This window comes from Kitasatospora sp. NPDC058478 (assembly GCF_042720345.1).
In the GTDB taxonomy this organism is placed as follows: Bacteria; Actinomycetota; Actinomycetes; order Streptomycetales; family Streptomycetaceae; genus Kitasatospora.
The window spans coordinates 20,907-34,880 of sequence record NZ_JBHXML010000091.1 but is presented as its reverse complement, the minus strand read 5'-3'; the positions used below and the strand labels follow the sequence as shown (position 1 = coordinate 34,880).

Annotated in this window: 14 protein-coding genes and 1 pseudogene; 5 read left to right on the top strand and 10 right to left on the bottom strand. The window is 73.7% G+C overall.

The window, feature by feature from the left end:
- Positions 1 to 191: 191 nt before the first annotated feature.
- From ACFWPT_RS36230 to ACFWPT_RS36215, 4 genes are all read left to right on the top strand, one after another.
- Positions 192 to 545, top strand: coding sequence for a DUF6204 family protein (locus ACFWPT_RS36230; RefSeq protein ID WP_063346744.1), 354 nt, complete (start codon positions 192 to 194; stop codon positions 543 to 545).
- Positions 546 to 616: 71 nt separating this feature from the next.
- A complete protein-coding gene (locus ACFWPT_RS36225; protein ID WP_380370762.1) occupies positions 617 to 1,168 on the top strand; it encodes a MarR family transcriptional regulator in 552 nt (183 codons plus the stop codon).
- A 199-nt stretch (positions 1,169 to 1,367) separates the two neighbouring features.
- Positions 1,368 to 1,700 (top strand): sulfurtransferase TusA family protein, encoded by a 333-nt coding sequence (locus ACFWPT_RS36220; protein WP_063346746.1) that lies wholly within the window; start codon positions 1,368 to 1,370, stop codon positions 1,698 to 1,700.
- Positions 1,701 to 1,822: 122 nt separating this feature from the next.
- Complete coding sequence (locus ACFWPT_RS36215; protein WP_363372707.1) at positions 1,823 to 2,293, top strand: hypothetical protein; 471 nt, start codon at positions 1,823 to 1,825, stop codon at positions 2,291 to 2,293.
- Positions 2,294 to 2,348: 55 nt separating this feature from the next.
- Here ACFWPT_RS36215 and ACFWPT_RS36210 read toward each other — a convergent pair whose 3' ends face one another.
- The 3 genes from ACFWPT_RS36210 to def form a co-directional block, all read right to left on the bottom strand.
- Positions 2,349 to 3,782: a transcription antitermination factor NusB gene (locus ACFWPT_RS36210; RefSeq protein WP_363372709.1), complete on the bottom strand. Its 1,434-nt coding sequence runs from the start codon at positions 3,780 to 3,782 to the stop codon at positions 2,349 to 2,351.
- An 89-nt stretch (positions 3,783 to 3,871) separates the two neighbouring features.
- Positions 3,872 to 4,816: a methionyl-tRNA formyltransferase gene (gene fmt / locus ACFWPT_RS36205; protein ID WP_380370767.1), complete on the bottom strand. Its 945-nt coding sequence runs from the start codon at positions 4,814 to 4,816 to the stop codon at positions 3,872 to 3,874.
- 85 nt (positions 4,817 to 4,901) lie between these two features.
- Positions 4,902 to 5,447 (bottom strand): peptide deformylase, encoded by a 546-nt coding sequence (gene def, locus ACFWPT_RS36200; RefSeq protein WP_380487021.1) that lies wholly within the window; start codon positions 5,445 to 5,447, stop codon positions 4,902 to 4,904.
- 313 nt (positions 5,448 to 5,760) lie between these two features.
- On the opposite strand from def, the pseudogene ACFWPT_RS36195 reads away from it, so the two are divergent.
- Positions 5,761 to 6,314 (top strand): annotated as a pseudogene (locus tag ACFWPT_RS36195) (hypothetical protein); the annotation flags it as partial.
- A 149-nt stretch (positions 6,315 to 6,463) separates the two neighbouring features.
- Here ACFWPT_RS36195 and ACFWPT_RS36190 read toward each other — a convergent pair.
- The 7 genes from ACFWPT_RS36190 to pyrF form a co-directional block, all read right to left on the bottom strand.
- Complete coding sequence (locus ACFWPT_RS36190) at positions 6,464 to 8,560, bottom strand: primosomal protein N' (protein WP_380370769.1); 2,097 nt, start codon at positions 8,558 to 8,560, stop codon at positions 6,464 to 6,466.
- A 94-nt stretch (positions 8,561 to 8,654) separates the two neighbouring features.
- Positions 8,655 to 9,863 (bottom strand): methionine adenosyltransferase, encoded by a 1,209-nt coding sequence (metK, locus tag ACFWPT_RS36185; RefSeq protein ID WP_063346752.1) that lies wholly within the window; start codon positions 9,861 to 9,863, stop codon positions 8,655 to 8,657.
- A 150-nt stretch (positions 9,864 to 10,013) separates the two neighbouring features.
- Positions 10,014 to 11,261 (bottom strand): bifunctional phosphopantothenoylcysteine decarboxylase/phosphopantothenate--cysteine ligase CoaBC, encoded by a 1,248-nt coding sequence (gene coaBC / locus ACFWPT_RS36180; RefSeq protein WP_063346753.1) that lies wholly within the window; start codon positions 11,259 to 11,261, stop codon positions 10,014 to 10,016.
- 154 nt (positions 11,262 to 11,415) lie between these two features.
- Positions 11,416 to 11,682: a DNA-directed RNA polymerase subunit omega gene (gene rpoZ, locus ACFWPT_RS36175; protein WP_030240625.1), complete on the bottom strand. Its 267-nt coding sequence runs from the start codon at positions 11,680 to 11,682 to the stop codon at positions 11,416 to 11,418.
- Between the two features lie 37 nt (positions 11,683 to 11,719).
- Positions 11,720 to 12,277 carry a guanylate kinase gene (gene gmk / locus ACFWPT_RS36170; protein ID WP_380370776.1) on the bottom strand — a complete coding sequence of 186 codons (558 nt, stop codon included), beginning with the start codon at positions 12,275 to 12,277 and terminating at the stop codon, positions 11,720 to 11,722.
- A 48-nt stretch (positions 12,278 to 12,325) separates the two neighbouring features.
- The gene (gene mihF / locus ACFWPT_RS36165) at positions 12,326 to 12,652 is read right to left on the bottom strand and encodes an integration host factor, actinobacterial type (protein ID WP_063346755.1); all 327 of its coding nucleotides are present in this window, start codon (positions 12,650 to 12,652) and stop codon (positions 12,326 to 12,328) included.
- A gap of 399 nt (positions 12,653 to 13,051) precedes the next feature.
- Positions 13,052 to 13,885 (bottom strand): orotidine-5'-phosphate decarboxylase, encoded by an 834-nt coding sequence (pyrF, locus tag ACFWPT_RS36160; protein ID WP_350877835.1) that lies wholly within the window; start codon positions 13,883 to 13,885, stop codon positions 13,052 to 13,054.
- Positions 13,886 to 13,974: the final 89 nt, after the last annotated feature.

Here is a 13,974-nt window from a genome sequence, read left to right as displayed (position 1 = left end):
GATCCGACAACCGCTCACCCGCACACGACTTGACCTGCCCCACCCTCGCCACACCACAACCAACGAGACAGACACACCAAAGTCACTGGCATTGCGCCTAGGTCCGCCCGGGAACTGTCGACCAGCGAGACCCGACCAGCGGCACGAAATCGGGTTGGCGGTCGACCGCCCGCCTTGCCTATGGTCGGGGGATGACCACTCGAACCTTCCGCATCATGGTGCGCGGCGTCTTCGACGGCCTCAGTGCCGAGCAGCACGCCGAACTCCTCGCCCGCGCGCCCGAACACGACGTGCTGCGCGCGGCCTTCACCCGCGAGGGACACCTCAGCTACGACCTCGGCGCGCGGGCCGCCTTCACCTTCCGCTTCCTCGACTCGGGCGAGGCGGAGGAGGACATCCTGGCGGCCGCCGAGCGGGCCGAGCAGGCGGCGCGGGCCTGGCTGGCCGAGCGCGGCTACGGCTACAAGAACCTGCGCTCCCAGGCCGAGGACCTCTCGCAGGCACCGCTCGGCAAGCGGCAGCGCCGCGCCGCCAACGCCGGCTAGCCCCCTCCCCCTCCCGCTACCTCCTTGACGGCTCACCGCACCGGTATGCTTGAGTAGTCAAGGAGGTAGCAATGACAGACCCGCACGCCAACCCGCACACGAACCCACCGGCCGACCCGCAGGCCAACCCTCAGACCGACCCGCACCCGGGCACCCGGCCCGACCCGCTGGACACCGCCCTGCGGCTGGTCCGCGCCCAGGCCGCCGTGGCCAAGCGCTTCGACGCGGGCCTCAGCCGCCTGCACGGCGTGAGCCTGTCCGACTTCACCCTGCTGCTCCACCTCGGTCACGCCCCCGGCGGCCGGATGCGCCGGGTCGACCTCGCCGAGGCCCTCGGCGTCACCGCCTCGGGCGTCACCCGCGGACTGGCGCCGCTGGAGCGGATCGGCCTGGTGAGCCGGGAGGCGGCGGCCCGCGACGCCCGGGTCGCCTACGCGGCCCTGACGCCGACCGGCCGCGAACGACTCGCCGAGATGCTGTACACGGCCCGGAAGGTCGCGGCCGAGCTCTTCGCCGCCGACCAGTGGAGCCCCGACGACCTCGACCGCCTCGCCGTCCTGCTCACCCGCCTCGGCGGTACCGCCCCCGACCAGCGGCCGGGGGCGGCCACAGCCCGCGACTAACGGACCAACGGACTGCTGGACTGCCGAACTACGAAACTGCTAGATCCCGAACGGCGCCGCGTACCGCACCGTCCCGGACGGCAACGGGTGCCGCTCTCCGGGTCCAGGGCGAGGGCCATCAGCGCCTCGCCCCGGCCCGGCGCCTAGGCTGAGCCCTGCACCCCGGCACCGCCGCACCACCGCGAAGGGCAGCAACCCCATGACCCACACCCCCGGGCAGCAGCCCGGCCAGGAGCCCGCCCCCGACCTGACCGTCGACGGCACCGGCCTGCTCTGCGTCCAACTGCTGCTGCGCCTGCGCGCCCGGATCGCCGACCTGCCGGCCGGCGCGGTGGTGCACATCCACACCACCGACCCCGCCGCCCCCCTCGACCTTCCCGCCTGGTGCCACCTGACCGGCCACGACTACCTCGGCCCCGTCCCGCACCCGGCCACCGACCGCGAGGTGTACGCCCTGCGCCTCACCGCCGCAGCCCGCCCGACCCGCGCCGACCGCCCCTGGCACCCCGCGCCGGACCCGGCCACCGACTGACCACCCCCGGCCCGAAATCCCCACGCGCCCCCGCCGGCCGCCCCGCCCGGCTCCCTTCGGCGGTCCGGTGTGCCACGATGGGGAGAGCCGAACGGCCAAGCCTCACAAGGAGGTTGACCACCATGGATCCGATCCTCAGCTGCCACTGGCACGACCAGGACGGCGAGTGGGCACTGTCCGTCAGCCGCAACGGCGGCGGCTGGGAGCTGCTCGCCGCCGCGCCCCGCTGGTCCGAGTCGCTCCCGTTCGCCGGGCCGGAGGACGTCCGCCGGCTCGCCCAGGCGCTGCTGGACCTGCCGTCCGATCCGGAGCCGTACGAGTTCGAATGGCGGCTCTCCCGGACGGAGTTCGAGCGCACCGAGAACGAGCGCACCCACTTCGCGACGCTCGCCGTCGGGCTGGACCCCACCGACGGCCACCGCCCCTACCTCGCCTACCAGTCGTACTACCACCGGGGGCAGGCGAGCGGGCTCGGCCTGGAGGTGATCTGCGAGGACCCCCCGGTCGACCGCCTCCGCGCCCAGGCCCACGCCCTCCTCACCGACCTCCCCGGCCCCCCGCCCGCCCGGCCGCAGCCCCCCTCACCCGGCTGAGCGCACCGCTCTCCCCAGTCCCCCCACCAGGTCACGGGATCACGGGATCAGCGGATCACGCCGTCCGCCGCAGCAGCGCCAGGTACATCGCGTCCGTCCCGTGCAGGTGCGGCCAGAGCTGCACGTCCGGCCCGTCCCCGAGCGCGGGGACGCCGGGCAGCAGCGGGCGCGCGTCGATCCACTCGACCCGGCCGCCCTCGGCCCGCAGCACGTCGTCCACGACGGCCCGGGTCTCCGCGAGGTGCGGCGAGCAGGTCGCGTACCCGACCACCCCGCCGACCCGGGTGGCGTCGATCGCCGAGCGCAGCAGGTCCCGCTGGAGCGGGCCGAAGGCCGCGACGTCGGCGGGGCGGCGGCGCCAGCGCGCCTCGGGGCGGCGGCGCAGGGCGCCCAGGCCGGAGCACGGCACGTCGACCAGCACCCGGTCGAAGCCGCCGGAGCGCCAGGCCGGGCGGGTGCCGTCCGCGGTGATCACCGTGTACGGGCCGGGGTTGCCCTCCAGCGCCCGGGCGACCAGCCGCGCGCGGTGCGGCTGCTTCTCGCTCGCGACCAGCCCGGCGCCGCGTTCGGCGGCCAGCGCCGCGAGCAGCGCGGCCTTGCCGCCGGGGCCGGCGCAGCCGTCCAGCCAGAGCCGGTCCGGGCCGTCCAGCGGGGCGTTGGCCAGGGCGAGGGCGACCAGCTGGCTGCCTTCGTCCTGGACGCCCGCCCGGTTGTCCCGGACGGCCTCCAACGAGCCCGGGTCGCCGCCTTCGGCGAGCCGCAGCGCGAACGGGGACCAGCGGCCGGGCTCGGCCTCGGGCAGCGCGTCGGCGAGTTCGCCGACGTCGACCCGGCCGGGGCGGGCGACGAGGGTCACCTCGGGCCGCTCGTTGTCGGCACGCAGCAGGTCCTCCAGGGCGCTGCGCCCGGAAGCGTCGGGCTGCCAGCGGCCGAGCGAGTCCCAGAGCGCGGAGACGACCCAGCGCGGGTGCGAGTGGACGACGGCGAGGTGGTCCTCGGCGTCCTTCTCGTACGGCGGGGCGACCTTCTCGATCCAGGCGTCCAGGTCGTGGGCGCTGATCCGGCGCAGGACGGCGTTGACGAACTTGGCCTTGCCGTCGCCGAGCACCACCCGGGCCAGCTCGACGGTGGCCGAGACCGCCGCGTGGCTGGGGATGCGGGTGGTGAGCAGCTGGTGGGCGCCGAGCGAGAGCACGTCCAGGACCGGCGGGTCGACCTTGCTGAGCGGCCGGTCGATGCAGGCGGCGATGATCGCGTCGTAGGTGCCCTGCAGGCGCAGGGTCCCGTAGACGAGCTCGGTGGCGAGGGCGGCGTCGCGCCGGTCCATGCCCTTCTGCTCGGCTTCGCGGAGCAGCGACGGCAGGATCAGGTTGGCGTACGCGTCGCGCTCGTCGACGGCGCGCAGCGCGCGGAACGCGACGATCCGGGCCGGGTCCTTCTTCGGGCGGCGGTGCGGGCGGGGGGCGCGCTGGGCGCTGGGGGTGGTCACAGGGTGCCTCAAGGTGCTGCGGTGGTTATCGGTGGCTATCAGACGATTATCAGTGGTTATCAGACGAACAGTAACGCTAAACCTGAGCCTCAGCCCTCTGAGCCGAAGCGCTCCCCAGACTCCAGCCGCGCCCCGCGCGCCCAGTCCGCCGCCCGCATCTCCTTCTTCCCCTGCGGGCGGACCTCCCCGAGTTCGACCTCGTGGCTGCCCGTCCCGACCCGCACGCTGTTCTTGCCGACCACGGCCAGCTCCCCGGGCGCCAGGGCGGACGAGTCGGTCAGCAGCTTCACCGGCCCGGTGATCTTCAGCCGCTCGCCGCGGAACTCCGTCCAGGCGCCGGGCGCCGGGGCGCAGCCGCGCACCACACGGTCGATCCGCAGGGCGGGGTGGCTCCACTCGATGCGCGCGTCCTCGACGGTGATCTTCGGGGCGAGCGTGACGCCCTCGGCCGGCTGCGGGAGGGCGTGCAGGGAGCCGTCCTCGATGCCGTCCATGGTGGCGGTGAGCAGTCGCGCGCCGGACACCGAGAGGCGGGTGAGCAGTTCGCCGCTGGTGTCGGTCGGGCGGATCTCCTCGGTGATCACGCCGTAGACCGGGCCGGAGTCCAGGCCCTGCTCGATCAGGAAGGTGGCCGCGCCGGTGACCTCGTCGCCGGCCAGCACCGCGTGCTGGACGGGGGCCGCGCCGCGCCAGGCGGGCAGCAGCGAGAAGTGCAGGTTGACCCAGCCGCGCTTGGGGATCTCCAGCGTGCCGGGACGCAGCAGCGCGCCGTAGGCGACCACCGGGCAGCAGTCGGGGGCGAGTTCGGTGAGCCGGGCGACGAACTCCGGGTCGCTGGGCTTCGCCGGCTTGAGGACCTCGATCCCGGCCTCCTCGGCGCGCTGGGCGACGGGGCTGGCGACCAGCTTGCGCCCTCGCCCGGCGGGGGCGTCGGGGCGGGTGACCACCGCGACGACCTCGTGCCGGTCGGAGGCGAGCAGGGCGTCCAGGGCGGGAACGGCGACCTCGGGGGTGCCGGCGAAGACGAGACGCATCAAGTGCCTTTCTGCAAGAAGACGTTGGAGATCAGAGGGTTCGGCGCCAGAGGGTTCGGCGTCAGAGGGTTCGGCGTCAGAGGGTTCAGCGCGCGGCGCCGAACGTGCTGTGCGGGGAGACCTTGACGACCGGCGCGGGCGCGCCGCCCCAGTCGGTGTCGCGGATCGCCTTCAGCGCGGCCTTGCGCTGCTCGCGGTCGAGCCGGTCGATGAAGATGATGCCGTCGAGGTGGTCGGTCTCGTGCTGGATGCAACGGGCGAGCAGCCGGGTGCCCTCCAGGGTGACCGGATCGCCGTACATGGTGAAGCCCTTGGCGACCACGCCGTAGGCGCGCTTGGTGTCGTAGCGCAGGCCGGGCAGCGAGAGGCAGCCCTCGGGGCCGTCCTGCTCCTCCTCGGTCAGCGACAGGTCCGGGTTGATCAGGTGCCCGGCGACACCGTCCACGTGATAGGTGAACACCCGCAGGGAGACGCCGAGTTGGGGCGCGGCGAGGCCTGCACCAGGAGCGTTGAGCATGGTTTCGGTGAGGTCGCCGACCAGGGTGCGCAGTTCCTTGTCGAACGTGGTCACCGGCTGGGCGGTGGCCCGCAGGACGGGGTCTCCGAAGAGCCGGATCGGCTGGATCGCCACGGGGTACGGGCTCCTGTCCGTCGAGGGTGCTGGGCTGCGGGCAACTACGGGTTCCCGGCAAGTCTATGCAACGCACCCGGCCCGCCGCCCATGCCCTCACACCGCCCCTCGCGCAGCCCCTCGCACCACCCTTCGCGCGGCCCCGAACGCCCCTCCCCCACCCCGGCACCGGCTTCTGGCATATCCCGAGTCTGCCCGGCGGCGTTACCCCGGCCCCCGCTTCGGCGTTGGTCAAGTGAGATTGACCGGGGCCGGGCGCACGGGACACCGCGCCCCGGCCGAGCTGAACCGTACGGAAGGTGGCACGTAGGCCATGGCCGAGCAGATCAACCACGACGCCCGGGCGCGGGCAAGCCTGCACCTGCTGGTGCGGGACATCGAGCGGGTGAGGCGGCAGGTCGACGCGCTGCGGACGCTCACCGCCCAGTTGGGCAACGTCTACCGTCCGCGCCGGCCCAGCACGTCGGCCGGCTTCGTGGTGTACGGACGGGCGCCCGCGCCGACCGTGCGCCTGGCGCAGGAGCTGAGGGAGAGCGTGGAGACCCTGGTCGCGGCGGCGGTCGAGTTCGACCGGGCGCTGGGCTTCTCCTGGGACTCGGTGGGCTCGGCCCTCGGGGTCACCAAGCAGGCCGTGCACCGCCGGTACGGGATGCGCCGCCCGACCAGCGAACTCCTCGCCGCCAGCGGTGCCGTCCCGGGCCAGGGCCGCCCGGACCGCTCGGAGGAGCTGCCCGCCGTGCCGTCCGGCGGGCTGGCGGCGACCGTCCCGGCGGCCCGCCAGGGCGGCCTGGACCGCAGCAGCCTCGACCGCAACGCCCTCGACCGCACCGCGCTGGAACGCGGCCCCCTCGACCGCCCCCCGGTCGACCGCACCACCCCCGAGCGCACCCCGATCGACCGCACTCCGATCGACCGCACCCCGATCGACCGCACCGGCATCCCGCTGCGCGGCTGACGCCGCCGTCCGACCAGCGCCATCCGGGGCGGGGTGGCCACTCACCCCGCCCCCGCCGGCCTCACCCGATGTCGGTCGGATCCACCCGCACCCGGACCGCCTCCGGCGTCCGCAGCGCGATCCGCGCGATCTGCGCCGCCTTGAGGGCGGCCGCCAGCGCCGCCCCCTGCCCGGGCGGCACCCGCAGCAGCGCGCGTTCTTGTTCCTCCCCGCGCAGGGCCGGGGCCGGTACCGGCCCGAGCACGTCCGCCTCCGAGGGCAGCCGGATCAGCCCCAGCAGGTCGGCCACGGCCGCCGGGCTGCCGCTGACCGACGCCATCCGCGACACCGGCGGGAAGTGCAGCTGCGCCCGCTCGTCGCGTTCCAGCCCGGCGTGGCCCAGCGGGTCCCAGCGGACCAGGGCCTGCACCGGCCGCGCCGACGGCTCGGCGACCACGACCACCGAGCCGCCCTCCTCGGCGGACCGGACCAGCGCGGCGGCCGCCAGCCAGAGCCGCAGCGTCTCCTCCCCGGCCCGCAGGTCGGGCCGGCCGAGCAGCGCCCAGCCGTCCAGCAGCAGCGCGGCCCCGTACCCGGTGCCACCGTCCACCACCGGCTCCGCGCCGGGCGTGGAGATCACCAGCGACGGCTCGTCCGGGACGGTGGCCAGCACCGCGTCCCGTCCGGAGGTGCGCACCGGGATGCGCGGGAACGCCTTGCCCAGTTCCTCCGCCGTGCGCCGGGCGCCGACCACTTGGGCGCGCAGCCGGAACGAGCCGCACTCGGGGCAGTGCCAGTCCGTCTCCGCCTCCCCGCACCAGCCGCAGTTCAGCGCGGCGTCGGCCGCGGGCGCCTCCAGCGGGCCCTCGCACCGCCGGCACCGGGCGGGGGTGCGGCAGCGCGCGCAGGACAGCCGGGGCACGTAGCCGCGCCGGGGCACCTGGATGAGCACCGGGTGTCCGGCGGCCAGTGACTCCCGGGCGGCCTCCCAGGCCACCGAGGGCAGCCGGGCGGACTGGGCGGCGCCGTCGCGGTGCTGGTCCTGGTCGGTGACGGTCCGCACCCGCGGCGCGATCCGGCGCACGGTCTCCCGGTCGGCGGTCAGCGGGCGGGCCCACCCGGTGCTGACCAGCTGCGCGCCCTCCACCGTGACGGCGTGGCCGCCGAGCAGCACGGCCGCGCCCTCTTCGGCGGCGCGCAGCAGCGCGACCTCGCGCACGTGCGGGTGCGGGGCGCGCGGGTCGCTGTGGCTGTTGTCGCCGTCGGACCAGACGACGACCAGCCCGAGGTCGCGCACCGGCGCGAACATGGTGGCGCGGGTGCCGATCACGGCGTGCACCGAGCCGCGGCTCACCGCCAGCCAGCGCCGGTAGCGCTCGCGCGGGCCGAGGTCGGCCTCCAGGGCCACGTGCCGGCCCGCGCCGAGCAGTTCGGTGAGCGCCTGGTCGACCCGGGCCACCGACCGCCCCTCGGGCAGCACGACGAGCGCGCCGCGCCCGCCCGCCAGCGTGGCGGCGACGGCGCGCGCGATCTCGTACGGCCAGCCGGGGCCGGGCAGCGCCGCCCAGACGGCGCGCGGCGCGCCGCCGTCGGCCAGCGCGGCGAGGAAGTCGGGCCCGGCCGGGTAGCGCTGCCAGCCCCCGGGGGCGGGGGCCGGGGGGCGCGGGAGCGCCGGCGGCGAGGGCTCGGCCTCGGCCTTGGCGTGCCGGGGCGGGACGGCCAGTTGGAGGACGTCGGCGAGGGTGCCGGCGTAGCGGTCGGCGACGGTCCGGCAGAGCCGGAGCAGCTGGGGGGTGAGCACGGGCTCGGGCGAGAGCACCTGGGCGAGCGGGGCGAGCGGGCCGGGGAAGTCGCTCTTCTCCAGCCGGGCGACGATGAACCCGTCGTGCAGTTCCCCGCCCTCGCGCTGGCCCTTCACCACGCGCGCGCCGAAGCGCACCCGCACCCGGGCGCCCGGGCGGGCCTCCTCGGCCATCGCGGCCGGCACCTCGTAGTCGAAGAACTTGTCGATGGTGAGCACGCCCTTGTCCACCACGACCCGGGCCACCGGCAGGTGCTCGGCCCGCTTGGCGCCGCGCCACGTCCGGGGCTTGGCCCGCTTGACCGTCTCCCGGATGAACGCCAGCTGCTCCGGCTCGGCCCCGTTCTCCGTGTTCTCCGTCTCCCCTGTGCTGCTCATCGCTCCCAGTACTACCAGGTCACACCGACAGAACGCACAGAAGCGGCGCCCACCCCGCCCGGGGGTAGGCGCCGCTTCCGGACGATCAGGCCGTTCAGTCCTTCACGGCCGCCTTCAGCTGCTCCACCCGGTCGGTGCGCTCCCAGGTGAAGTCGGGCAGCTCACGGCCGAAGTGGCCGTACGCCGCGGTCTGGGAGTAGATCGGGCGCAGCAGGTCCAGGTCGCGGATGATCGCGGCCGGGCGCAGGTCGAAGACGTCGGTGACGGCCTTCTGGATGGACAGCACCGGCACGGTCTCGGTGCCGAAGGTCTCGACGAACAGGCCCACGGGCTCGGCCTTGCCGATCGCGTACGCGACCTGCACCTCGGCGCGGCGGGCGAGGCCGGCGGCGACGATGTTCTTCGCCACCCAGCGCATCGCGTACGCGGCCGAGCGGTCGACCTTGGACGGGTCCTTGCCGGAGAAGGCGCCGCCACCGTGGCGGGCCATGCCGCCGTAGGTGTCGATGATGATCTTGCGGCCGGTGAGGCCGGCGTCGCCCATCGGGCCGCCGATCTCGAAGCGGCCGGTCGGGTTCACCAGCAGGCGGTAGCCCTCGGTGACCAGCTTGATGCCCTGGTCGGCGAGCGCCTTCAGCTCGGGCTCGACCACGAACTCGCGGATGTCCGGGGTGAGCAGCGACTCCAGGTCGATGTCACTGGCGTGCTGGGTGGAGACCACCACGGTGTCGAGACGGACGGCCTTGTCGCCGTCGTACTCGATGGTGACCTGGGTCTTGCCGTCGGGGCGCAGGTACGGGATGGTCCCGTTCTTGCGGACCTCGGTCAGGCGGCGCGAGAGGCGGTGCGCGATGGTGATCGGCAGCGGCATCAGCTCGGGCGTCTCGTCGGACGCGTAGCCGAACATCAGGCCCTGGTCGCCGGCGCCCTGCTTGTCCAGGTCGTCCTCGTCGCCCTCGACCCGAGCCTCGTACGCGGTGTCGACGCCCTGAGCGATGTCGGGCGACTGCGCGCCGATGGACACCGACACGCCGCAGGAGGCGCCGTCGAAGCCCTTCTTGGAGCTGTCGTAGCCGATCTCCAGGATCTTGTCCCGGACGAGCTGGGCGATCGGCGCGTACGCCTTGGTGGTCACCTCGCCGGCCACGTGCACCTGGCCGGTGGTGATGAGCGTCTCCACGGCGACCCGGGAGGTCGGGTCCTCTCGCAGGAGAGCGTCAAGGATGGTGTCGCTGATCTGGTCAGCGATCTTGTCGGGGTGTCCCTCGGTGACGGACTCCGAGGTGAACAGGCGGCGAGACACAGCGCTCCCTGGGGTTGCAGCGGCTGCTGACTGAAGGCCCCCGGCGAACCGGGGACATCCGGAAAGACTTGATTCCTGGAGTCTAACGGGATGCCTCCGCCGAACGTCACCCGCTTCCGGAAATCTCGACCGATCTCCAGCAGGGCTTGATCAGTCGCCGACCGTTTCCAGCCGCTTGACGACCAGGTCCCAGACCACGTCCGCCAACGCCTCCTTCGGACCCACCGGAACGGCCGTCTCACTGCCGTCCGAGCCCAGCACCACGGCCTCGTTGACGTCCGTCCCGAAGGCCTTGCCGTTGCCCACCTCGTTGACGACCAGCAGGTCGCAGCCCTTGCGGGCGAGCTTGGCGCGGCCGTTGGCGAGCACGTCGTCGGTCTCCGCCGCGAAACCCACCACGAGTTGGCCCGAACGGGCGCGGTGCGCCGCCAGCTCGGCCAGGACGTCGGGGTTGCGGACGAGGGCGACCGGCGCCGGCTCGACCCCCTCGACCTTCTTGATCTTGCCGCTGGCGTACTCGGCGGGCCGGAAGTCCGCCACGGCCGCGGCCATGACCACGGCGTCGGCCGACGCCGCCGCCTTCAGCGCCGCCTCGCGCAGCTCCAGCGCGGTAGAGACGTGCACCACGTCGACGCCGGCCGGGTCGGCGAGCTCCGCGTTGGCCGAGACCAACGTCACGCGCGCCCCACGGGCCGCGGCCGTCACGGCGAGCGCGTAGCCCTGCTTGCCGGAGGAGCGGTTGCCCAGGAACCGCACCGGGTCCAGCGGCTCGCGGGTGCCGCCGGCCGAGACCACCACGTGCCGGCCCGCCAGGTCGGTCGGGGCGGCCCCGCCCCGGCGCAGCACGGCCCGGCAGGCGTCGAAGATCGCGGACGGCTCGGGCAGCCGCCCCTTGCCGGTGTCCTTGCCGGTGAGCCGCCCGACGGCCGGCTCCAGCACGATCACGCCGCGGCGGCGCAGCGTGGCGACGTTGTCCCGGGTGGCGGGGTGCTCCCACATCTCGGTGTGCATGGCGGGCGCCAGGACGACCGGACAGCGGGCGGTGAGCAGGGTGTTGGTGAGCAGGTCGTCGGCGAGGCCGTGGGCGGCCTTGGCGATCAGGTCGGCGGTGGCGGGGGCGACCACGACCAGGTCGGCCTGCTGGCCGATCCGCACGTGCGGCACCTCGTGCACGCGCTCCCAGGTCTCGGTGGCGGCCGGGCGGCCGGAGAGCGCGGCCCAGGTGGCCTCGCCGACGAAGTGCAGCGCGGCCTCGGTGGGCACCACGGTGACCTGGTGGCCGGACTCGGTGAACCGGCGGAGCAGCTCGCACGCCTTGTAGGCGGCGATGCCGCCGCTGACGCCGAGGGCGACGCGCGGCGCGTCCGCCGACCCGCTCCGGTCCGAAGTCGCGCTCATACTCCCGCTCTCCTCCACTCCTGGGACGTGCACACCCTACGGCCCCTCAGCCGCCGCGCGCACCGTGGTCGATCCCACAGCCCCCGGGAATGCCGAAGGGCCCGGCGGAAACGATTCCGCCGGGCCCTTCCACAAGAAACTTCGGAGCACCGCCTCAGGCGGCTTCGATCGCCTCGGCGGTCAGCATGCCCGCGTTGATCTCGCGCAGCGCGATCGACAGCGGCTTCTCGTGCACGTGGGTGTCGACCAGCGGGCCGACGTACTCGAGCAGGCCCTCACCGAGCTGGGAGTAGTACGCGTTGATCTGACGCGCGCGCTTGGCGGCGTAGATCACGAGGCTGTACTTGGAGTCGGTGGCCTCAAGCAGCTCGTCGATCGGCGGGTTGATGATGCCCTCGGGCGCGGTCATGGAAGAGGACACGCGAAAACCTTCCGAAAGGGTGGAAAAGACAGACAGGTCAGGCTACACCGAGCAAGGCTAGCAGTTCGGCCGCTACCTGCTCGACGGAGGTGTTGACAAGGGTCGTGTCGAACTCGGTCTCGGCCGCGAGCTCGACCTTGGCCGCCTCCAGCCGCTTCGCGATCACGTCCTGCGACTCCGTGCCCCGACCGGTCAGCCGTCGGACCAGCTCGTCCCAGCTCGGCGGGGCCAGGAAGACCAGCTGCGCCTCGGGCATCGACTCGCGCACCTGGCGGGCGCCCTGGAGGTCGATCTCCAGCAGGACGGGCTCGCCGCGCTCCAGCTTCTCCAGCACCGCCGAGCGCGGGGTGCCGTAGCGGTTGCCGGCGAAGACGGCCCACTCCAGCAGCTCGCCGTTGGCGATCAGCTTGTCGAACTCGTCGTTGTCGACGAAGTGGTACTGGACCCCGTTCTGCTCGCCCGGCCTCGGGTGCCGGGTCGTCGCCGACACCGAGAGCCAGACCTCGGGGTGCTGCTTCCTCATATGAGCGACGACCGTGCTCTTGCCGACCCCCGAAGGGCCGGAGAGCACGGTCAGCCGCGGACGCTCACTCATGCACCGATTATCCCGGATCGCGGACGCTCCCGGGACCACGGGGCACGGTCAGGCGGCACCGCCGCCGAACTCCCGCTCCAGGGAGGCGATCTGGTTCGTACCGAGGCCGCGGACGCGCCGGCTCTCGCTGATGCCGAGGCGTTCCATGATCTGCTTGGCACGGACCTTGCCGACGCCGGGAAGGGACTCCAGCAGTGCGGAGACCTTCATCTTGCCGATGACGTCGTTCTCGGCCTTTCCGGCCTTGATCACCTCGTGCAGGGAGGCGCCGGAGTGCTTGAGCCGGTTCTTGACCTCGGCGCGCTCCCGGCGAGCCTCGGCGGCCTTGGCGAGCGCGGCGGTGCGCTGTTCAGGGGTAAGGGGCGGAAGAGCCACGCCGTTCACCTCAGGGTGTGGAAGGAAGGGATTGAGCTATGACTGGTTTGGATCCCAGGACACCGTCCGCAAGGGGAACCACAGGGCCCTTGACCTGCGGGAGCTACGGGTTTCGCGGCTCGCCGATGACCTATCGCCGGACACTACCCGGATTGCGGCGCCACGTCAGGAAAAGAACACGAAAAGTCCTGGTCAGCCAAGGCCGACCAGGACTTTCCAGGGCAAAATGACCGCGATTGCGAAACTTTGACACCGCCAATGTGACGGCGCTCACGTCAACTTCGGTGGGGTCCGGGGACCCTCGCCGGGCTGCGCACACTGCGCAGGGTCATCGCCCCGCTACGCGCTCGCGCCCGCGATCGCCGCTACTTCACCGCGTCCGCTACTTCACCGTGTCTGCTACTTCACCGCGTCCGCGTACTCGCCGACGAACCGCTCGGCCGCCGAGCGCAGGGCCGCCACCGACGGACCGTGCTTGAGCACGTCCCGGCTGACGCTCGGCACCACGTTGATCACCGCGGCGCCGAACACCCGCGGCAGGTCGGCCATCGTCGCGCCCTGGGCGCCGATCCCGGGAGCCAGCAGCGGGCCGTTGATGGCCAGTTCCACGCCCGCGTCGGCGAGCGTCGCGCCGACGACCGCGCCGAAGGAGCCCAGCGGGGCGGCGTCGCCGTTCTCCGCCGCCAGCTGCCGCAGCACCGAGGCCGCGACCGACTCGCCGTCCGCGCCGACCGCCCGCTGCACCTCGTGGCCCTCCGGGTTGGAGGTGAGCGCCAGCGCGAACACCCCGCAGCCCTGCGCGCGGGCCAGGTCGAGGGCCGGGCGCAGCGAGCCGAAACCCAGGTACGGGCTGACCGTGACGGCGTCCGAGAACAGCGGGCTGCCGGGCGACAGGAAGGCCTCCGCGTAGGCGGCCATGGTGGAGCCGATGTCGCCGCGCTTGGCGTCCATCAGGACCAGCGCGCCGGCCGCCCTGGCCTCCTCGACGGACTTCTCCAGCACCGCGACGCCCTTGCTGCCGAAGCGCTCGAAGAAGGCGGCCTGCGGCTTGAGCACGGCCACCCGGTCGGCCAGCGCCTCGACGACGGTGCGGCTGAAGGTCTCCAGGCCGGCGAGGTCGTCGCCGAGCCCCCAGGCGGCGAGCAGGGAGGCGTGCGGGTCGATGCCGACGCAGAGCTGGCCACGGGTGTCGAGGGCCTGGCGCAGCCGGGCGCCGAACGGGGCGAGGGTCATGTCGTCCTTCCGGAAGGTCGTGGGGAGGCCGCACGGAGGCCGTGCGCGGGTCCTACACGGCTCGCACGGGGCGTCGTACGGAGCCGTGG